Origin of the sequence: Rhodopseudomonas telluris (genome assembly GCF_042432815.1) — a bacterium.
GTDB classification, from domain to species: domain Bacteria; phylum Pseudomonadota; class Alphaproteobacteria; order Rhizobiales; family Xanthobacteraceae; genus Rhodopseudomonas; species Rhodopseudomonas telluris.
Genome location: NZ_JBHLWM010000005.1, coordinates 17170 through 36675 on the forward strand (window position 1 = coordinate 17170; position 19506 = coordinate 36675).

Genomic DNA, 19506 nt, shown 5'->3' on the forward strand with positions numbered 1-19506 from the left:
TCGAACGCTGCCGCATTCGGTCGATCATCGCTGAAGCTGAGTCTAACTTCGGCAAAGAAAGCTCGCGATTCCGGGGCGTGAGACAGCGCGAACCGGCAATGACGAACGAACAATCGCGCCCGTTGCCTCGATGTAGCGAAGCGCGATCAAGGGGGACCGATTCACACGCTCGGCGGACTGCAACGCATGGCCGCCCTGGACTTCGCCCCGTGCCAAACGCTCAGCCAGTATGGTCAACGAGCGGTTAACAGCATTTACTCGGTTACTGCCGGACTTGCGGGAAAAGCGCACTTGACTGCCGCGTACTTACCACTCGCGGCTGGGTTGTAGTGGATTGCCACTGCAGACACTTAATAATTTCTCAGCATCGGCCGCGCATAGTCCCGCCAAACTGAGCCCTGAACGAGTTCCAGAAAATGGCAGAAGCTATTACGACGCCGGCCTTCGGCAAGATCATCTCCGTGCGCGGCTCAATGGCGCGCGCGGGCATCCTGCCCGAAAGCCGACTGTCACCCGCGGCGCTGCGCGCCACCGTCGGCCGCTTCATCAGCATCCGCACTGCGACCTCCACGATCATCGCGATGATCACGGAAACATCTTGCGAAGACGTCGTCGGTAACGCCTATATCGCGAGCGCCTCTGTCGATCTGCTCGGCGAAATCCTGCCCGGTCCGGTGCGTGCCAAGTTCCAACGCGGCGTCACCACCTATCCGACGATCGGCGACGCCGTCGAACCGATCAGCAGCGAGGAACTACGCATCGTCTACGCGCCGAACGGCTCGGATCAGATTAATGTCGGCACCCTGCAGCAGGATCCGTCGGTGATCGCCTATGTGGACATCGAGGAGATGCTGTCGAAGCACTTCGCGGTGCTCGGCTCGACCGGTGTCGGCAAATCCACCGGCGTGTCGCTGCTGCTCAACGAGATCCTGAAGTCGCGGCCGGCGCTGCGCATTTTCCTGCTCGACGTGCACAACGAATACGGCCGCTGCTTCGGCGACAAAGCGCTGGTGCTGAACCCGCGTAACCTGAAGCTGCCGTTCTGGCTGTTCAACTTCGACGAGATCGTCGACGTGTTGTTCGCCGGCCGGCCGGGCGTGCCCGAAGAGCTCGACGTGCTCGCCGAAGTGATCCCGATCGCCAAGGGCCTCTATGTACAATACACCAGCGCCGATCGCATCGGCCTGAAGCGCGTCGATCCGAAGGCGATCGGCTACACGGCAGATACGCCCGTTCCGTACCGGCTGGTCGATCTGATCTCGTTGATCGACGAACGCATGGGCAAGCTTGAGAACCGCTCCTCGCGCATCATCTATCACAAGCTGATTTCGCGCATTGAGACGGTGCGCAACGACCCGCGCTACGCCTTCATGTTCGACAACGCCAATGTCGGCGGCGACACGATGGCGGAAGTGATCAGCCATCTGTTCCGCCTTCCGGCCAACGGCAAGCCGATGACCATCATGCAGCTCGCCGGCTTTCCGGCCGAGGTCGTCGACTCGGTCGTGTCGGTGCTGTGCCGCATGGCATTCGATTTCGGACTATGGAGCGACGGCGTATCGCCGCTGCTGTTCGTCTGCGAAGAGGCGCATCGCTACGCGGCCGCCGACCGAGCGATCGGCTTCGGCCCGACCCGCAAGGCCGTGTCACGGATTGCCAAGGAAGGTCGCAAGTATGGTGTCTATCTCGGTCTCGTGACGCAGCGTCCCGCCGAACTCGATGCCACCATCCTGTCGCAGTGCAACACGCTATTTGCAATGCGGCTCGCGAACGATCGCGACCAGTCGCTGCTGCGTTCGGCGGTGTCGGACGCCGCCGCCAATCTGTTGTCGTTCGTCCCCTCGCTCGGCACCCGCGAAGTGCTTGCGTTCGGCGAAGGCGTCGCGCTGCCGACGCGGCTACGCTTCAAGGAAGTTCCGCCGCAGCAGTTGCCACGCTCCGAAGCGGCGATCTCGACAGTGCCGTCGACATCCGCCGGCCACGACATGCACTTTGTGAGCGCCGTGCTGGAGCGCTGGCGCGGCGCTACCTCCCATCGCGACGTGCCGAACGATCCGGGCTTCACGGAGCGGCCGCTCGCCCGCACCGTCGATGCGCCGATGTTGCAGCCTTCGCTCGGCCTCGACCCCGACCGCTTCTCGCTGCTGAAGAAGCCGCTGCGCTGAGCGTTCAGAAGCTCGCCGACAACAGATAGGTCCGTGGTGGGCCGGGGCTGAGAATGCCCCGGCCCGTCGTAGCCCAGTAATTCAGCCCAGCGACATTCTGAACGTTCGCCCGAATTGTCACAGGCTTGCGATCGATCGTGGTCGCGTAGCGCACCCCCAGATCCTACGTCGTCCAGGCCGGAATGCTCTGCGTATTCGCCTGATCGTAGTACTGCGATGAGGTGTGGATCACCCGACCCGTCAAGGTCACGCCGCGCGCGAAGGCGGGCAAATCGTATTCGCCGTAGAGATTGAGCTGCATCGCGGGGACGCCGACCGCGGTGTTGCCATTCAGCGCCGGCATCGCAGCCTTGGTCAGCACGCCTTCAATCCAGCTCACGCCGCCGAGGACGCGGAGCCCTGCTGATTGATCCGCAGATCGGGGGCCGACGGAATCGGAAAGCCCGACAGCACAGAGCGATTGCGCAACGGCGAATTGAAGTCACCCTTCTGATTACCGAGATCGAGCCCGAGCCGCAGACGCTCGCCGCGATAATCAAGGGCGAGCGCCGTGACGCCATGTTTCTGGGACTGGTTGTCGATCGGCGTGCGGCCGGAGTGATACGCGCCGTTGAAACGAACGCCCCATTCTCCCTGCTCGCCATAGCGCCGGCCGACATCGATGGCATTGTAGCTCTGCGCGTTGGAGATGAACCCGGTGGTGAACCGCGTCAGCGGCACGTCGGCCGCCTGCTTCGGGACCAGATGGATGGTGCCGCCGTTCAATCTTGCGCTCGAGCCAATCGAGCGTGTCGAAGTGCAGCATGGCCCCAGCACAATGCTGAGCGGCATGCCGCCGAGGCACACAGCATCGATACCGCGCCCGCCGCGCGGAAATTCAGATTGCTCAGTGTTCCCCCCGGAAACTTCGATTTGATCGCGCTACCCTGCTCGCGCAATGCGATTCATCGATCGCCTCGTCCGCATAGAACAGGCGCTTTGGAACAGGCCACTAGAAGAGTTTCAACGACGGTGCGAGGGACGCCGCTCACATCGTCTCACTCGACCAGCGCAGCGTGCACCGATCAGCAGCGCTCGCATGATTGACTGCGCTCCGGCAGGCTTTAAGGTTCACGATCCATCGTTTAGCTCAGCGGATCCCATCAATGACCACGCCTGCCGTCTCCCGCTTTCCCGTCCCTTCGCTCGCCGAGATGCCGGACGACATCCGCAGCCGCATCGTCGGCGTGCAGGAGAAATCGGGCTTCGTGCCCAACGTGTTTCTCGCGCTCGCGGCGCGGCCCGATGAGTTCCGGGCGTTCTTCGCCTATCACGATGCGCTGATGGACAAGGACAGCGGGGTCAGCAAGGCCGAGCGCGAGATGATCGTGGTCGCGACCTCGGCGGCTAATCAGTGCCAGTATTGCGTGGTCGCGCACGGCGCGATCCTGCGCATCCGCGCCAAGAACGCGCTGATCGCCGACCAGATCGCAACCAACTATCGCAAGGCCGATATCACGCCGCGGCAACGCGCGATGCTCGACTTCGCCATGAAGGTCAGCCGCGAGGCCGAGACCGTCGGCGATCCGGACTTCGACGCACTGAAGGCGCACGGCTTCAGCGACGACGACATCTGGGACATCACCGCTGTCGCGGCGTTCTTCGCGCTGTCGAACCGGATGGCCAACGTCACCGCAATGCGGCCGAACGATGAGTTCTATTTGATGGGCCGGCAACCTAAGGCGTGACGGCCCGACCGGGAGATTGAGACGTGCTGCCTCTGTGGGACATCCTGTTGCGGCTCGGCGTCGCCACCTTGGCGGGCGGACTGATCGGGCTCAATCGTGACCTCAAGGGCAAGCCGATCGGCATGCGCACACTATCGCTGGTGGGGCTGGCATCGGCGCTCCTGGTGGCGGTCTCCGACCAATCGGCCGCGCATGACCAGATCACCGATGCGAGCGCGCGGGTGATCCAGGGCATCCTGACCGGCATCGGCTTTCTCGGTGCTGGCGTGATCGTGCATACCGGCAGCCGTTACGAAGTCCACGGGCTGACGACGGCCGCCTGCGTGTGGCTCGCGGCCTGCATCGGCGTCGCCTGCGGCGCCGGCCATTGGCTGATCGTCGGCGTCGCTTTTGTGATCGCCTTCGTGGTGCTGATCGGCGGCCACCGCGTCGAGCACCGTCTTCACCGCCTGCTCGGTGGCAAGAGCGAAGAGAAGAGCACGGCCGGCCCGGAAGACTGATCGCCGAGCTCGGCAGGTCGCGCGGCCTTTAATCGTCGGCTGCAGGCCCGCACCATCCAGGCAGATAGATCGCGTCCTTACTCTTAGCCAGCGCCAGCGACCGCTCGATCGCCTTCTCGAAATCGGCCTCCACAGCTTTGCGCGACAGTCGGCGGCGCAGGAAATCCGCCCACAGAAACTCGCTGAACGGCGTGGTGTCCTTGGCGTAACCGCCGATCCGGCGCAGCTCGCCGGCCAGCGAGCGGAACGGATCATCCTTCAGCCCGGCGACTGTCTTCGGAAGATCCTTGAAATGATGCCGCTCTCCCTTGGCATCGTAAGGATAGACCCAGCGCCGGCTATCGAGCACGACCCAGAACGCATCACGATCCACCATACTGAGATCGGCGATCACCGTGATCGCAACGTCCTTGATGCCCTCTTCGTGCAGCGCACGGGCCAAGTGATGGTGATCGACCACGTAGTGGCGTTTGCCCGGACCGAGCACAACCGGGATCATATGCTCGGCGAGCCGCTCGCCTTCTTTCTTCTTTTTCGACGCGTGGGCGCGCCAGCGTCGACGCTTCTCCTCCACTTCGCGCAACCCGACCGTCATTTGCGTCGGGCGCAACGACAGAATCGGGATCGGATGCAGCAAGGGTTCGCGCGGATTGGCCATTCGTCGGTCTCCTGATCGGCTGGCAGCGAGGGATTATGCCATGATGGACCATCGACGCAACGCAGCATGGAGCGCGCGGGCCACAGCGCAGGCCGAACTCACTCCGTCAACTTGCGGAGTTTGCGCCGCGTCCCACATCAACTAGGATAAGTACCAAAGTTTTCCGATCAGCCGCCGCGAGGGCCGGCCGCCATGAAAAACCACCGCCTTAGCGCTCCCGATGACGACGAGCACCGCGTCCTGCAGTTCCGGCCGCGCACGGTGCCGAAGGACTCGTTCAAGGGCGCAGCGATCGGATCGATCGAGGGATCGACCGCAACGAGACCGAAGCAGGTCACGCCGATCGACAACGATCTCTCCCGTTACGAGCGCGCCAACGATCCATCGACCGACGACTTTCGCCACCGCATGATGACCAATCTGGCCGCGCTGGCGTTCACCGTGGCGCTGACCGTGATCGGCTTCTGGCTCGCCACCAGCATCGCGGACATGCGCAAGACCCAGGATTGTGTGTTGATGGGCCGGCGCGATTGCGCGAACATCCCGACGCCGCAGGGCTGATTCCCTGCGATGGCCGAAAACAGGCCCCCGCCGCCCCCATAGGCTGTGGCCCACGTGCCATTGAACTCAGGGCAGCGCTCCGATATACGGGCATCAACCTGTCGTCACGACCACGGCCGCGCCTCCGGCGCGCCTGCTATTTTCGGCACAATTTCAAAGGCTTAATGATGACCTCCACATTCGATCGGGTGGCTACCATCATCGCGGAAACCTGCGATATTCCGCGCGATACGATCACCCCGGAAAGCCATGCGATCGATGACCTGGGTATCGACAGCCTGGATTTCCTCGACATCGCCTTCGCGATCGACAAGGCATTCGGTATCAAACTGCCGCTCGAAAAGTGGACCCAGGAGGTCAACGACGGCAAGGCGACGACCGAACAGTACTTCGTGCTGAAGAACCTCGCCGCCCGCATCGACGAGCTGGTCGCCGCCAAGGGCGCGTAGTGGCGCGGTCGAGAAGCCGCCCACACCATGAACCTCGAATATTTTCACCTGATCGACCGGATCGCCGACCTTCGCCTTGAGCAGCGCGAGATCACGGTCGAAGCGCGGGTGCCTGAGACCAGCACGATCTTCGAAGGCCACTTTCCCGGCTATCCGTTGATGCCGGGCGTGCTGCTGATCGAGACGATGGCGCAGACCTCGGGCTGGCTGCAGATCGCGCTGATGCAATTTCAGCGCATGCCGTTCCTGGCTGCCGTGAAGGAAGCAAAGATGCGCAGCTTCGTCACGCCGGGCGAATTGCTCTCGATCGACGCGAAGGTGATCCACGAAGGTTCGGGCTACACCATGACCGAAGCGAAGATCAAAGCCGGCGGCAAGCTCGCCTGCAACGCGACACTCACCTTTCGCCATGTGCCCTTCCCGCATCCAGATCTGCGCGGACATATGGAGACGATAGCCAGGCAGATCGGATTCCCGGAGCAGATGATCCATGGCTGAGACATCGCATAAGCAACCGGCGGAAGCTTGGATCACCGGCATCGGCCTGGCGTCCTCGCTGGCCGAAGGACTCGACGCGCATTGGGATGCGCTGGCGGAGCGCCGCGTCAATGTCGATACCACGAGCTTTGCGCCCTACGTCGTGCACCCGCTCGCGCCGTTGAGCTTCGACAAGCAGATCCCCAAGAAGGGCGACCAGCGCCAGATGGAAGCCTGGCAGCGGATCGGGACCTATGCGGCCGGCCTCGCGCTGGATTCGGCTGGCATCAAGGGCAACACCGAGATCCTGTCGCGCACCGACATGATCGTCGCGGCCGGCGGTGGCGAGCGCGATCTCGCGGTCGACTCCGCCGTGCTGAGTTCCGACGATTACGGCAACGCCACGCCAGGCGCGCTCAACGAGCGGCTGATGAACGACCTGCGGCCAACGCTGTTTCTGGCGCAGCTCTCCAACCTGCTCGCCGGCAATATTGCGATCGTTCACGGCGTCACCGGCTCGTCGCGCACCTTCATGGGCGAAGAGGAAGCCGGCGTCGACGCCGCACGGATCGCGCTCGCGCGGATCGCTGCCGGGCAAAGCGACATCGCGCTGATCGGCGCCGCACAGAACGGCGAGCGCAAAGATCTGCTGATGCTCTACGAGTTCGGCGACTTCAACCTGAAGGACAGCTACGCGCCGGTGTTTGCGCGCGGCTCCAAGGGCGGGTTCGCGCTCGGCTCCGGCAGTGCCTTCCTGGTGATCGAGTCGCGGGCGCATGCCGAAGCACGCGGCGCCAAGCCGTATGCGCGGCTGACCAATGTCGTCGCCGACATGTCGCGTCGGCGCAATGAGGGCGACGTCACCATTTCGATGCAGCGGCTGTGGGGGCAACTCGGCAACGTTCATGACGACGCCGCGATCATCACAGGTGCCACCGGTGCGCAGCCCGTGACGGCCGAGGAAGTCGACTTCCTGCGCGCGCAGAGCGGCCATCCGGTGCGCGCAACCGGCACCTCGTTCGGCCACATCATGGAAGCGCAATTTCCGCTTGGCATCGCGCTCGCGGCGCTGTCTCTGTCGCGCGGCGCGCTGTTCGCGGCGAACGATCCGAGCGGGCTGGAGATTGAAACCAGCAAGGCACCGGACCAGATTGTGGTGATCGGCGCCGGCCATTGGCGCGGCGAAGGCATGGCCCTGGTCGAGGCTGTCCGGTGATTTCGATCGACCGACCGAGGGGGACGCGATGACCGTCACGCACGACAAATTCGGCAGGCCAATCGTGGTCGTCACCGGCATGGGCGTGGTGACGTCGCTCGGCGCAGGCAAGACCGATAACTGGGCCAAGCTCACGGCGGGCGAATCCGGCATCCGCACCATCACCCGGTTTCCGATCGACGGGCTGAAAACGACGATGGCCGGCACCGTGGACTTCGTCCCGGTCGAGCCGTTCTCCTCCACCGTGCTCGGCGAAAAGCTGGCCGATCTCGCTACCGAGGAAGCGATCACGCAGGCCGGCATCGGCCGCAAGGGCGACTTCCCCGGCCCGCTGTTTCTCGCCGTCGCGCCGGTCGAACTCGAATGGCTGCCGCGGCAGGAGCTGGCGCGCGCCACCGGCGCCAACACGGCAATCGATTACGACGCCCTGCTCCGCGTCTCCGGCGGCGGCCACTTCACCCAGTATCATCGCCGTTTCCTGTTTGGCTCGGTCGCCGACCACTTGGCCGAGACTTTCGGCACCAAGGGCTCGCCGATCTCGCTCTCGACCGCCTGCGCCTCAGGCGCCAGCGCGATCCAGCTCGGCGTCGAAGCGATCCGCCGCGGCGAGTCCGATGCCGCACTCTGCGTCGCGACCGATGGTTCGGTGAACGCCGAAGCGCTGATCCGCTTCTCGCTGCTGTCGGCACTGTCGACCCAGAACGATGCACCTCAAGCCGCCTCCAAGCCGTTCGCCAAGAACCGCGATGGATTCGTCATGGCGGAAGGCGCCGGCGCGCTGGTTCTGGAAAGCTACGAAGCGGCTATCTCGCGCGGCGCCAAGATTCTCGGCGTGATTGCCGGCTGCGGCGAGCTTGCCGACAACTTTCACCGCACCCGCTCGAGCCCGGACGGCAAACCGATCATCGGCTGCATCAACAAGACGCTGGCCGACGCCGGCATCGGTGTCGAGCAGATCGACTACATCAACGCTCATGGCACTGGGACGCCCGAGAACGACAAGATGGAGTACCTCGGCATCTCCAGCGTGTTCGGCGAGCGCGCGTCGACGATCCCCGTGTCCTCGAACAAGTCGATGGTCGGCCACACACTGTCGGCCGCCGGCGCCGTCGAGGCGATCTTCTCGCTGCTGACGCTGGAGCATCAGCGGATTCCGCCGACCATCAATTACGACGTGCCGGACCCGGCGATCCCGCTCGACGTGGTGCCGAACAAGGCACGCGACGCTCGCGTAACCGCGGTGATGTCGAACTCGTTCGGCTTCGGCGGCCAGAACGCTTCCCTGATCCTGACGCGCGAGCCGGTCTAGTCGCGCAGCTCTTATTTTCGGAACACGCAAGATGCGCGCGCTCACCCTCGTTGCCGACCGCGACCTCGTGGTCGCGGACTTGCCGCCTCCCCCACCGCCGGCGGCCGGCGAAGTGCAGGTCCGCATCGCTGCGGTCGCTCTGAACCACATCGATGTGTGGGGCTATCGCGGCATGGCCTTCGTCAAGCGCAAGCTTCCGATCGTGGTCGGCGCCGAGGCGTCCGGCACGATCGAGGCGGTCGGCGACGGCGTGACGCGCTTCAAGCCGGGCCAGAAGGTCGTGATGTACGGCGCGCTGACCTGCGGGCATTGCAAGGCCTGCCAGGAAGGCCGCGACAATCTCTGCGAAAACGTCGGCGGCCTGATCGGCTTCCATGTCGACGGCTTCGCGCGCGAGCTGATGAACATCGCCGAGCGGCTGGTGATCCCAGTGCCGGACAACGTCGACCTGCGCGACGCCGCCTGCGCGCCGATCGCATTCTCGACCGTGCAGCACATGCTGTTCGACAACGCCAAGCTGCAGCCCGGCGAAACCGTGCTGGTCCACGCCGGCGGCTCGGGCATCGGCACCGTCGCGATCATGATGGCGAAGGCGATCGGATGCACGGTGATCACCACCGTCGGCGACGACAGCAAGATCGAAGGCGTCAAGAAGCTCGGCGCCGATCACGTCATCAATTATCGCAAGGATCGCTTCGAGCACGAGACCCGCAAGATCACCAAGAAGAAGGGCGTCGACGTCGTTTTCGAACACGTCGGTGCCGATACGTTCAACGGCTCGCTGCTCAGCCTCAAGCGCGGCGGCCGACTGGTGACCTGCGGCTCGACCTCCGGCCCGACGACCACCATCAATTTGATGCAGCTGTTCCAGCAGCAATACAAGATCTTCGGCTCGTTCGGCGCGACGATGACCAACATCGCCGAAAGCCTCGACAAGATGGCGGCGGGCATGCTGCCGGTGATCGACACCGAAGTGCCGCTCGACGACGTCGGAGCCGCGCTCAAGCGGATGGAAAGCCGTCAGGTCTTCGGCAAGATCATCGTCCGCTTCTGATGAAGCTCGCCCTCTACCGAACCAAGCTGCGTGCGCAGCGCGCGGCCAAGAGTCTGGTCGGCAAGATCGTCGGGCCGGTCGCGATCGGCGCGCTGCATCTGGCCCGGAAGTTCGATCCGGACAAGAGCGCCCGCCTTTTCGGCGCGGTTGCGCGCAGGTTCGGTCCGCGCTTCCCGGAGCAACGGATCGGTCGCGCCAATCTCACCGCGGCGTTTCCGGAAAAATTGCCTGAAGAGATCGACGCGATCCTCGCGGGCGTGTGGGACAATCTCGGCCGTTCGGCCGCAGAGTTCGCGCACCTCGACTCGGTGTGGGATTACGACGTCGAGCATCCCGAACGCAGCCGTATCGAAATCACGGCTCGATCGCTCGAGCTGTTCGAGAAGCTGCGCGACGACGGCAAGCCGGCGCTGATCTTCGCCAGCCATCTCGGCAATTGGGAGCTTCCGGCCGTCGCCGCCGTGGCGCACGGGCTGGACACCGCCGTGCTGTACCGCCGCCCGAATATCGAAGCCGCCGACCGTATCGTCGAGGAGATCCGCTCTGTGAAGATGGGGCAGCTCGTCGCCGCCGGATCGACCGCGCCGTTCAAGCTGGCGCAGGCGCTACAGGACGGCAAGCACGTCGGGATGCTGATTGATCAACACTTCACCAAAGGCGTCGACGTCACGTTCTTCGGCCGCACCGCGAAGGCCAATCCGCTGCTGGCGAAGCTCCTGCGCCAGATCGAATGCCCGCTGCACGGCGCCCGCGTGATCCGCCTGCCCGATGGCCGGTTTCGCGCCGAGCTGACCGACGAGATCCCGCCGATCCGCGACGCCGACGGCCGGATCGACATCCAGGGCACGATGCAGGCGGTTACCTCGGTGGTCGAAAGCTGGATTCGCGAAACGCCCGAGCAGTGGCTTTGGCTTCATCGCCGCTGGCGCTAACCGCGCACTTAGTCGACGCTTAGTAGCGGTCGACTCCTGTTGGCATAGCACGGCCGTCATTGAGCCCTTGATTTTGGGCTCCGGTGGAACTTCGGGCCGCAACACCGGCGTCCTCGATCGTGCGCTATGAGACAGCCGCGTCACACATTGAGCACATACTGCGGCCATTTCTCGCGGTCTTAGACCCGCCTGGAGGCGCTCGGCTTGACCGGCCCCTGGATTACTTCCAGAGTAGCGCAGCAGCGCTTCGCGGAATGTCGGCTAAGGATCGAGGCCCAGATGGAACTTCCAAGGCGTGCCCGTGGGGATGAACTACTGGTTCCCGGCCAGATGGCGGCTTTGCGGACGCGGCTACGCGGCCTCTCCGCTCGGCATGACCTGACGACCGTTATCGTCAACGCCTTCGATCATCGCACCCGCGTCCTGCCCTTCGTCCTCGCCGACACACGGCTCGCTCCCGGCGGCGTGCGCGCGATCGGCTCGGCGCTGGCCGACGTCGGCTTCCATAAGACCCGGATTGTGCTGCAGCAGTGGAACCGGAATTTCAGCCCGATGCAGATGCGGCTCGACGGCCGCATTCCGGACCTGTTCCTGGTTTCCAGCATGCATCTGCATTCCGCCGAATGCGATCGGCTGATCAGCGAAGCCTGCGCGATCGAGCCGGACAAGCGTCCGCTGATCATGGTCGGTGGCCCCCGCATTCGCTACGAGCCGTGGCACGTCTTCGGCGGCGATCGTCACGCCTCCTGGTCTGCCGACGTCGCAGTGACCGGCGAGGAGTACGTCTTTCTCGATCTGCTCAACGTGCTGCTGTCGATGCGTGCCGATGGCGAGACGATGCGGTCGGTGTTCCATCGCGCGCGGGCAATCGGCGCGCTGGATGAGGTCCCGGGCATCGTCTACGCCAACCGCGCCTCGCCGAACGGCCCGATCGACGAACTGGTCGACACCGGCGTCCAACGCCTGCTCGGCGACATGGACGAACTGCCGAGCCCGATGTACGGCTTCACCATGCTGGAAGCGCCCAGCAACGCCGCGACGCTGGCCAGTCAGCCGCTGCCGGCCAATCGCGTCAAGCGCCACAGCCCGATCGCCGGGCTCGTCATGACCGCCGGCTGCAAGTTCCGCTGCTCCTACTGCCCGATCCCCGCTTACAACCAGTCGCAGTTTCGCGCCAAGAGCGGCGAACGCATCGCCGAGGAAATCGAGCAGATCGCCAACACGTTCGGCATCTATCACTTCTTCGGTGCCGACGATAATTTCTTCAACAACACCAAGCGCACGCTCGACATCGCCGGCACGCTGGCGAAGAAGGCGCGGGATGGCCGGCCGTTCTGCAAGGTGCGGATCGGCACCGAAGTCACCGTGCACGACACCGTCGGCATGCGCGATCACCTGCCGCTGATCCGCGAAGCCGGCTTCGCCGCGGTGTGGCTCGGCGTCGAGGACATGACGGCAACGCTGGTGAAGAAGGCGCAGGACAAGGATAAGACCGAACTCGCCTTCCGCCTGCTGCGCGAGAACAACATCCTGCCGATGCCGATGATGATGCACCACGACAGCCAGCCGCTGGTGACGTGGAATTCGAACTACGGCCTGATCAATCAGATCCGCCTGCTGCGCAAGGCCGGCTCGATCACTACGCAGGTGATGATGCTGACGCCGGCGCCGGGCTCGAAGTGGTACGAGAACGTGTTCGAATCCGGCACCGCCTTCAGCAAGGCCGGCAACGTCACCGTCGAGCCGCACATCATGGACGGCAACTACGTGGTCGCCTCCAAGCACGCTCGGCCATGGGTGAAGCAGATCAATCTGCTGATCGCCTATACCTACTTCTTCAATCCGATCCGATTCATGTCCGCCTTGGTGTTCTCGAAAACCGCGGACGTGTTTTCGAGCGCCGAAACCCGGCCGGCCGAAGAGGTCAAGAACTACTCCACGATCAAGAAGCTGCGCCGCCGCTTCCAGCTCAAGCTCCGCGCGCACCTGATCGATGCCGGTGCGCAGATCTACGGCATGATCGGCTTGGCCCACACCTATCGGCGGACGGCCGGCTGGGCGTGGCGGCTGTTCCACAGCAAGATCGAGCGGCACGACCGCGCGCCCGTCAGCCCGATCCCGATGCGCGGCGTCGGCGACAAGCCCTCAGACCATGCGCTGCCCGGGACGGTCGATCTACGGGATCTCGGAAAGGTCCCGCTCCGCGGCGCACCAGCGCCCGAACTGGCGAAGACCGCTTGACCTTCTGACCGCAGGGCCTCCATCAGATCGGGTTCACCCCGCGCATGCGGGGCATCCAGTATCCAAGAGTGTCAGCAGCTTCGCCTCCTCATCGGCGCTCTAGGATAATGCAGCGCGGTCAAGCCGGACGACAACGGCGGTGATGCGTCGCGACACTAAAACGCGTACTCCATGCCTACAGTAACGCCTTGAAACAGCGTCGACGAGCGGCAGTTCACCCCGGTCGCCGCAATGGTGGTCCGCGTCGTCGAAATCGCCTGAATTTGGGCGGGCGCCAACGCCACGCGGCCGAGCCATAGCGCTTCGTATCCGAGCTTTAGCGCGACGTAATCGCTGAGCCGATACCTCGCGGCGATGCCGCCCTGCCCGACAAACGCGGCGGCGTCCGTCGTCGCCTCGGTCGGGTAGATCTGCTTCTGCATGCTGACCAGCGCTAATTGCGTCGCGTGATTGTCGAACAGGCCGATCTTCGCCAGGCCCTCGACCGAGACCCGCTCGATCTCCCACAGGATCGCGCGCGCGCCGACCTGCACGCCGTAGAGGTTGTTGGTCGTCGAACTCGTCCAGAACGGCGGATTGATCACGACCGGGCTGTCGGGGACCGGAACGGCGTCGGACAGCCGGCTCGGAACGTTGAACTTCCACATCGGCTGGCCAAGGTCGGCCGGCTCCAACGTGCCTTGCAGCTGGTCGTGCAGCTGCAGCCAGCGAACGCCGGCCAGCAGCGTGACGCGCGGCGACAGTTCGAACCGAACGTTAGCCTCCAGGCTGTGCAACCGGCTTTCGTCCTGCCACACCATGGACTGATACGCGTAGTCCTGGGTCTGCCAGAACGTGCCGGGCGCTTTCATCACCAGCCATTGCGCGGGCGTCTCGGGGCCGACGCTTTTGGACGCCTTTAATCCGAGCACATTGAAGTAGGACAGCTCGACGCCATAGCCCGATGGGTCTCGGTAGCTGATACCGATCCGCGGCCCTGCGGCCAAGCGCTGGTTGAGCTGATTGCTGTTCAGCACCTCGGCACCAGGGACGTTGGTCGTGTTCGGACCGGCCGGTGTCCACCACGGCACGTCGCCCGGCACCAGCGCGACCAGCGATTGGTTGCCTGCCCCTGCGCGGCCGAGCACCAACGCTTCGGCGGAAACAGTCCAGCGCGGCGCCCAGCGCTCTCGAAGCGCATCGCCAGCGCTGGCGGTCCCCGTGAGGCCGGTGAAGACAACCAGAACGCACAGCCACAAGTCGGCGAAAGAGTAGCCCCCACGAAGTCTCACGAGGGATCGGATCGCCATTTGCATGAGCCGATCCTGCGCCCGCCGAGGCCGATTCGGGCACTCGTGCGCTTACGCAGTTTGGCTGATGTCGGTGCTCGGAATTTACTCCCGCAACCGCAGGCAATCGGGACCGAGTGTCAGCGCCCCGTCTTCACCCGCGTCCACAGCCGATTGATCACCCGCTGGGTCGCCGGATCCCGTGCGGTGATCACGAATAGGCGTGCCTGCATCGCCTCGTCCGGATAGATCGTCTTGTCGTTCAGGATACGCGGATTGATGAACTCCTGGCTGGCCTTGTTGCCGTTGGCGTAGGACAGGAAGTCGGAGTTGCGCGCCGCGATTTCGGGACGATACAGGAAGTTGATCAGTTCGTGCGCCTCGGCGACATTCCGGGCGTCCGCCGGGATCGCCAGATTGTCGAAGAACATCTGCGCCCCCTCTTTGGGGATCGCGTAGCCGATCTCGACACCGTTGTTCGACTCGGCTGCGCGCGACTGCGCCTGCTTGATATCACCCGACCAGCCGACCACGAGGCAGATCTCGCCGGTCGCCAACGCGTTCAAATATTCCGACGAATGAAACTTGCGCACCGAGGAGCGCACTTGCGCGACCACGTCGGCGGCCTTCTCGAGATCGGCTTGCTTGGTCGAATTCGGATCGAGACCGAGATAGGTCAGCGCCGCCGGCAGGATGTCGTCCGCCGAGTCCAGCATCTGCACGCCGCAGTCCCTAAACTTTGCGAGATTCTCCGGCTTGAATACGAGGCTCCAGCTGTCGATTGCAGCGCCCTCGCCGAGAATCCTCTTCGCCGCCGCGACGTTGTAACCGATGCCGGTGGTGCCCCACATGTAGTTGGCGGCGTAATGATTGCCGGGGTCGTACAGCGCGAGTTTCTTGGTCACCACGTCCCATGAATTCTTCAGGTTCGGCAGCTTCGCAGGGTCGAGCTTCTGGAACACCTTGGCGCCAATCTGGCGCTGCAGAAAATAGGCGGTCGGCACGACGACGTCGTAACCCGACTTGCCAGCGAGCAGCTTCGTTTCCAGCGTCTCATTGCCATCGAAGGTGTCGTAGACAACCTTGATGCCGGTCTCGCGGGTGAACTCTTCGAGCACGCCCGGCGCGACGTAGTTCGACCAGTTGTAGAAATTGACGGTGCGGTCCTGAGCCAGCGCGGGGGCTGCAGCACCAGCAACGAGAGCGGCGGCCGCGCTCAGCATCAGCAGCGACCGGGAGAGAGAGATACGCATCGTCGAAGCCCTACCGCCCGTGCACCGCGTCCGACAGACGCTCCAGGGCGGTATCCAGCGTCTGGTCTTTTTTGGCGAAACAGAACCGCACCACCGACGTGACCGGCTCTTCCTCGTAGAAGGCCGACACCGGGATCGCCGCAACCTTGTAGTCGTTGACAATCCGCTTGCAGAACGCCTCATCGGTCTCATTGAGACCGAGCGGCGCCAGATCGACGGTAAGAAAATACGTGCCCTGCGACCGGATCACCGGGAAGCCGATGCGAGCGAGGCCGTCCGCCAACCGATCTCGGCTGCGCGCCAGTTCCTTGCGCATCTGCAGGAAGTAATCGTCGCTCTTGCCGAGGCCATAAGCGACCGCGACCTGCAGGTTCGGCGCGGTGGTAAAGGCAAGAAACTGGTGAACCTTGGCGGCCACCCGCAGCAGCGGCGGCGCGGCACAGACGAAACCGACCTTCCAACCGGTCAGCGAAAAGATCTTGCCGGCCGAGCCAATCTTGATGGTGCGGTCCCGCATCCCCTCGATCGAGATCAGCGGGATGTGGCTGAGCCCGTCGAAGGTGACGTGCTCCCAGACCTCGTCGCAGATCGCCACCGCGTCGAATTCCTGGCAGAACCGCGCCAGCAACTCGAGGTCCTCCCGCGGATACACCACCGCGGCGGGATTCAGCGGATTGTTGAAGACGATCGCCTTAGTCTTGGGACTGAAAACCTCACGCAACGCCTCTTCGGTGACGCGCCAATGCGGCGGCTCCAGCCGGACCAGCTTTGGGATGCCGCCGGCCTGCCGGATGATCGGCAGATAGGAATCATACACCGGCTGGAAAACGATCACTTCGTCGCCGGGCGACACTACCGAAAGGATCGCGCTGGCGAGCGCCTCGGTCGCGCCGGACGTCACCATCACCTCGGTCATCGGATCGAGCGTGACGCCGTGCCAATGCGCATAGTGCGTGGAGATCGCCTGCCGCAGCTCGGGGATCCCCATCATCGAGGGGTACTGGTTGTAACCGTTCAGCGCCGCGTCGGCGGCGGCGCGACGAATGTCTTCGGGTCCCGGATCGTCCGGAAACCCCTGCCCCAGATTGATGGCGTTGTTGTCGCGCGCCAGCTGCGACATCGCCTCGAACACGGTGACGGGCAGATCGGCAAAAACCCTGTTCATCGCGCCGTCAGCGGCCCGGCGTTGTGGGCAGGCCCGCCGCCTTCCAGCCGAGGATCCCGCCGGCCAAGTGCTTGTTGTACCCAAAGCCGGCGACCTGGGCCGCTTGCGAGGCAGTCACCGAGCGCTTGCCGGAGCGGCAGGCGAACACGATCTCCTTGCCGGCCGGATCTGGAATCAATTTGGGGTCGAAGGTCGACAGAGGAACCACCACGGCATCGGGATAAGCCTCGGCGGCCACCTCGTTCGGCTCCCGCACGTCCACCAGCAGATAGCGTCCTTCCGCGATGCCCTTGGAGACCTCCTGCGGCGTCAAATCCTCAACCTGGCCAACCACTCTCTGTTCCCCCGCGATCGCACTGTCCGGACCCAATTGCGCAATAACGCGAACCAAGCCGGGCCATTGCGCCGCCAAGGTCGCGCCAAGTGCGAGGAAAATCAAGCGTCGGGAAAGAGTTGCGGCCATCTTTGCTGCATAGCGCCTGCCCGCCCGAAATGCACCGCCCCTTTGGTCGCAGGCGGCTCGGTCAGATCGTGACCTGCGTCCCGACCTCGACCACGCGCCCCGTGGGGATATGGAAATAGTCGGTGGCATCGTTGGCCGAGCGGCTCAGCGCGATGAACAGCTTGTTCTGCCAGCGCGGCATCGCGGATTGCGCGGCGGGCTTCAGCGCCCGGCGCGAGACGAAAAACGACGTCGTCATGATGTCGAACGGCCAGCCGAGCTTGCGCGCCAGCACCAGCGCCTTGGGAACGTTCGGCGTTTCCATGAAGCCGAAGCGCAGCCGGACCTTGCTGAACTTCTCACTGACCTTCTCCAGATGCACGCGATCAGAGGGCCTAACCCGGGGTGTATGAGCGGTCTCGATGGTGAGGATGACGTTGTGCTCGTGCAGCACCTTGTTGTGCTTGAGATTGTGCAGCAGCGCGCTCGGCACGTAGTCCGGATCGGACGTCAGAAACACCGCATTGCCCTTGACGATATGCGGCGGATGCCGCTCGAGGCTGTCGATCAGATCGCGAAATGGTACCTCGGAGCGCCGGGTCTTGATCATCAGCATCGTGACGCCCTTGCGCCACGTCCAGATCACCACCGCCATCGACAGACCAAACAGCAGCGGCACCCAGGCGCCGTCCAACAGCTTGAGTAGATTGGCGCTGAAGAACATCGCGTCGACCGCCACGAACGGCAGGATCAGCAGCGCCGCGGCGGCCGGCCGCCAGCCCCATAGCTTCCAGACCACCACGAACCCCATGATGCCGTCGGTCACCATGGTCGTCGACACGGCAATGCCATAGGCGGACGCCAAGCGGCTTGAACTCTGAAACACCAGCACCAGAATCAGGACGCCGATCAGCAGTAGCGCGTTGACCCGCGGCAGATAGATTTGACCGGCATGGCTTTCCGATGTGTACCGCACCTCGAAGCGCGGCAGCAGCCCGAGTTGGACGGCCTGACTGATCAGCGAATAGGCGCCAGTGATCACCGCCTGGCTGGCGATCACCGTCGCTGCTGTGGCCATTCCGACCAGCGGCAGCACGAAGCTGTCCGGCACCATCCGGTAAAAGGGATTCTCGAGCGCCGCCGGATTGGACAGCACCAGCGCGCCCTGACCGAAGTAATTGAGCAGCAGCGCCGGAAGCACGAAACCGAGCCAGCCGACCTGGATCGGCCGCCGCCCGAAATGGCCGAGATCTGCGTACAGCGCCTCCCCGCCGGTCACGGCGAGAAAGACGGCGCCCAGCGTCACCAGACCGATCGTGCCGTGGGTGAGCAGGAAATGTGCTGCATACCAGGGATTGATCGCGGCGAGCACCGTTGGATCGTCGTTGATATGCGTCAGTCCCATCGCGGCGAGGATGCCGAACCAGACGAACATCACCGGACCGAATGCCCGCGCCACTTTGGCTGTGCCGCTGCTCTGCACGCCGAACAGCGCGACCAGAATGATGAGCGTAAGCGGGACTACGTAGTGGTCGAGCGCAGGCGCAGCAATCTTCAGGCCTTCGACAGCGGACAAAACCGAAATCGCCGGCGTGATCATCGAGTCGCCGATAAACATCGACGCGCCGACGACGCCGAGGGTCAGCAGCACCAGGCTGCGCCGGCGCAGAGCACGTTGCCCGAGCGCCATCAGCGAGAGCGTTCCGCCCTCGCCGTTGTTATCGGCGCGCAGCAACAACAGGACGTATTTCGCCGTGACGACGATCAGCAGGGCCCACAGGATCAGGGAAAGCACACCCAGAACCATGACACGGGTGGCGGGCTCACCCCCGGCTGCGCCGGCAACCGCCTCGCGGAAAGCATAGAGCGGCGACGTTCCGATGTCGCCGAACACCACGCCCATGCCGCCCAACGTCAGCGTCCAGAATCCGGCCGCCGCGGGAGCTTCTGGCGTCTGCTTCGATGCCTCGGTCAGGGCCATGGTCGCCGTAGAACGTTCGTCCTCCGGATTTGATCCAACCGGGGCTGTCTCTCAACTCATCCAAAAGTGTGCGGTCGGCAGATAGCCGCCGTCAAGACGGCGGACGGC

The 19506-nt window shown here is 64.0% G+C and carries 19 protein-coding genes; 11 read left to right on the plus strand and 8 right to left on the minus strand.

The features are described from left to right. Window positions 1–416: 416 nt before the first annotated feature. Complete coding sequence (locus tag ACFFJ6_RS11645) at window positions 417–2165, plus strand: ATP-binding protein (protein ID WP_378387783.1); 1749 nt, start codon at window positions 417–419, stop codon at window positions 2163–2165. A 163-nt stretch (window positions 2166–2328) separates the two neighbouring features. On the opposite strand, the gene ACFFJ6_RS11650 is transcribed toward ACFFJ6_RS11645, so the two are convergent. Further along, window positions 2329–2526 carry a hypothetical protein gene (locus tag ACFFJ6_RS11650; protein ID WP_378387785.1) on the minus strand — a complete coding sequence of 66 codons (198 nt, stop codon included), beginning with the start codon at window positions 2524–2526 and terminating at the stop codon, window positions 2329–2331. A gap of 14 nt (window positions 2527–2540) precedes the next feature. Further along, window positions 2541–2930, minus strand: a complete 390-nt coding sequence (locus tag ACFFJ6_RS11655) for a hypothetical protein (protein WP_378387787.1) — start codon at window positions 2928–2930, stop codon at window positions 2541–2543. Between the two features lie 380 nt (window positions 2931–3310). Between ACFFJ6_RS11655 and ACFFJ6_RS11660 the strand changes: the two genes are divergently transcribed. Then, complete coding sequence (locus tag ACFFJ6_RS11660) at window positions 3311–3892, plus strand: peroxidase-related enzyme (RefSeq protein ID WP_378387789.1); 582 nt, start codon at window positions 3311–3313, stop codon at window positions 3890–3892. Between the two features lie 23 nt (window positions 3893–3915). Beyond that, the gene (locus tag ACFFJ6_RS11665) at window positions 3916–4392 is read left to right on the plus strand and encodes an MgtC/SapB family protein (protein ID WP_378387791.1); all 477 of its coding nucleotides are present in this window, start codon (window positions 3916–3918) and stop codon (window positions 4390–4392) included. A gap of 28 nt (window positions 4393–4420) precedes the next feature. Here ACFFJ6_RS11665 and ACFFJ6_RS11670 read toward each other — a convergent pair whose 3' ends face one another. Continuing rightward, complete coding sequence (locus tag ACFFJ6_RS11670) at window positions 4421–5050, minus strand: ParB-like protein (protein ID WP_378387794.1); 630 nt, start codon at window positions 5048–5050, stop codon at window positions 4421–4423. A gap of 192 nt (window positions 5051–5242) precedes the next feature. Between ACFFJ6_RS11670 and ACFFJ6_RS11675 the strand changes: the two genes are divergently transcribed. The 8 genes from ACFFJ6_RS11675 to ACFFJ6_RS11710 all read left to right on the plus strand — a co-directional run bounded on the left by ACFFJ6_RS11675 (window position 5243) and on the right by ACFFJ6_RS11710 (window position 13289). Further along, the gene (locus ACFFJ6_RS11675; RefSeq protein WP_378387796.1) at window positions 5243–5611 is read left to right on the plus strand and encodes a hypothetical protein; all 369 of its coding nucleotides are present in this window, start codon (window positions 5243–5245) and stop codon (window positions 5609–5611) included. 167 nt (window positions 5612–5778) lie between these two features. Further along, on the plus strand, window positions 5779–6060 hold the full coding sequence (locus ACFFJ6_RS11680) for an acyl carrier protein (RefSeq protein WP_054163491.1): 282 nt from the start codon (window positions 5779–5781) through the stop codon (window positions 6058–6060). A 27-nt stretch (window positions 6061–6087) separates the two neighbouring features. After that, window positions 6088–6558: a 3-hydroxyacyl-ACP dehydratase FabZ family protein gene (locus tag ACFFJ6_RS11685; RefSeq protein ID WP_378387799.1), complete on the plus strand. Its 471-nt coding sequence runs from the start codon at window positions 6088–6090 to the stop codon at window positions 6556–6558. Further along, window positions 6551–7753, plus strand: a complete 1203-nt coding sequence (locus tag ACFFJ6_RS11690) for a beta-ketoacyl-ACP synthase (protein WP_378387801.1) — start codon at window positions 6551–6553, stop codon at window positions 7751–7753. Before ACFFJ6_RS11685 ends, ACFFJ6_RS11690 begins: the two co-directional genes overlap by 8 nt. Before the next feature lie 28 nt (window positions 7754–7781). After that, window positions 7782–9062 carry a beta-ketoacyl-ACP synthase gene (locus ACFFJ6_RS11695; RefSeq protein ID WP_378387803.1) on the plus strand — a complete coding sequence of 427 codons (1281 nt, stop codon included), beginning with the start codon at window positions 7782–7784 and terminating at the stop codon, window positions 9060–9062. Window positions 9063–9093: 31 nt separating this feature from the next. Beyond that, window positions 9094–10116, plus strand: coding sequence for a zinc-binding dehydrogenase (locus ACFFJ6_RS11700; RefSeq protein ID WP_378387805.1), 1023 nt, complete (start codon window positions 9094–9096; stop codon window positions 10114–10116). Continuing rightward, window positions 10116–11048 carry a lipid A biosynthesis lauroyl acyltransferase gene (locus ACFFJ6_RS11705; RefSeq protein ID WP_378387807.1) on the plus strand — a complete coding sequence of 311 codons (933 nt, stop codon included), beginning with the start codon at window positions 10116–10118 and terminating at the stop codon, window positions 11046–11048. The genes ACFFJ6_RS11700 and ACFFJ6_RS11705 overlap by 1 nt, the downstream gene beginning before the upstream one ends. A gap of 330 nt (window positions 11049–11378) precedes the next feature. Beyond that, window positions 11379–13289, plus strand: coding sequence for a B12-binding domain-containing radical SAM protein (locus ACFFJ6_RS11710; protein WP_378387809.1), 1911 nt, complete (start codon window positions 11379–11381; stop codon window positions 13287–13289). Between the two features lie 155 nt (window positions 13290–13444). On the opposite strand, the gene ACFFJ6_RS11715 is transcribed toward ACFFJ6_RS11710, so the two are convergent. From ACFFJ6_RS11715 to ACFFJ6_RS11735, 5 genes are all read right to left on the minus strand, one after another. Further along, entirely contained in the window at window positions 13445–14560 is a 1116-nt protein-coding gene (locus ACFFJ6_RS11715; protein WP_378387812.1) for a hypothetical protein, read from the minus strand. A gap of 137 nt (window positions 14561–14697) precedes the next feature. Continuing rightward, window positions 14698–15780, minus strand: a complete 1083-nt coding sequence (locus tag ACFFJ6_RS11720) for a polyamine ABC transporter substrate-binding protein (RefSeq protein ID WP_378389644.1) — start codon at window positions 15778–15780, stop codon at window positions 14698–14700. A gap of 40 nt (window positions 15781–15820) precedes the next feature. Beyond that, window positions 15821–16975 (minus strand): aminotransferase, encoded by a 1155-nt coding sequence (locus tag ACFFJ6_RS11725; RefSeq protein WP_378387814.1) that lies wholly within the window; start codon window positions 16973–16975, stop codon window positions 15821–15823. 7 nt (window positions 16976–16982) lie between these two features. Then, window positions 16983–17309, minus strand: a complete 327-nt coding sequence (locus tag ACFFJ6_RS11730) for a rhodanese-like domain-containing protein (protein ID WP_378389646.1) — start codon at window positions 17307–17309, stop codon at window positions 16983–16985. 190 nt (window positions 17310–17499) lie between these two features. Next, window positions 17500–19398, minus strand: coding sequence for a potassium transporter Kup (locus ACFFJ6_RS11735; protein ID WP_378387816.1), 1899 nt, complete (start codon window positions 19396–19398; stop codon window positions 17500–17502). Window positions 19399–19506: the final 108 nt, after the last annotated feature.

Bases quoted from the DNA above. Each gene is read 5' to 3' on its own strand.
- ACFFJ6_RS11645 (WP_378387783.1), top strand. From the start codon at position 417: ATGGCAGAAGCTATTACGACGCCGGCCTTCGGCAAGATCATCTCCGTG.
- ACFFJ6_RS11660 (WP_378387789.1), top strand. From the start codon at position 3,311: ATGACCACGCCTGCCGTCTCCCGCTTTCCCGTCCCTTCGCTCGCCGAG.
- ACFFJ6_RS11670 (WP_378387794.1), bottom strand. From the start codon at position 5,050: ATGGCCAATCCGCGCGAACCCTTGCTGCATCCGATCCCGATTCTGTCG.
- ACFFJ6_RS11675 (WP_378387796.1), top strand. From the start codon at position 5,243: ATGAAAAACCACCGCCTTAGCGCTCCCGATGACGACGAGCACCGCGTC.
- ACFFJ6_RS11680 (WP_054163491.1), top strand. From the start codon at position 5,779: ATGACCTCCACATTCGATCGGGTGGCTACCATCATCGCGGAAACCTGC.
- ACFFJ6_RS11685 (WP_378387799.1), top strand. From the start codon at position 6,088: ATGAACCTCGAATATTTTCACCTGATCGACCGGATCGCCGACCTTCGC.
- ACFFJ6_RS11690 (WP_378387801.1), top strand. From the start codon at position 6,551: ATGGCTGAGACATCGCATAAGCAACCGGCGGAAGCTTGGATCACCGGC.
- ACFFJ6_RS11695 (WP_378387803.1), top strand. From the start codon at position 7,782: ATGACCGTCACGCACGACAAATTCGGCAGGCCAATCGTGGTCGTCACC.
- ACFFJ6_RS11700 (WP_378387805.1), top strand. From the start codon at position 9,094: ATGCGCGCGCTCACCCTCGTTGCCGACCGCGACCTCGTGGTCGCGGAC.
- ACFFJ6_RS11705 (WP_378387807.1), top strand. From the start codon at position 10,116: ATGAAGCTCGCCCTCTACCGAACCAAGCTGCGTGCGCAGCGCGCGGCC.
- ACFFJ6_RS11710 (WP_378387809.1), top strand. From the start codon at position 11,379: ATGGCGGCTTTGCGGACGCGGCTACGCGGCCTCTCCGCTCGGCATGAC.
- ACFFJ6_RS11720 (WP_378389644.1), bottom strand. From the start codon at position 15,780: ATGCTGAGCGCGGCCGCCGCTCTCGTTGCTGGTGCTGCAGCCCCCGCG.
- ACFFJ6_RS11725 (WP_378387814.1), bottom strand. From the start codon at position 16,975: ATGAACAGGGTTTTTGCCGATCTGCCCGTCACCGTGTTCGAGGCGATG.
- ACFFJ6_RS11735 (WP_378387816.1), bottom strand. From the start codon at position 19,398: ATGGCCCTGACCGAGGCATCGAAGCAGACGCCAGAAGCTCCCGCGGCG.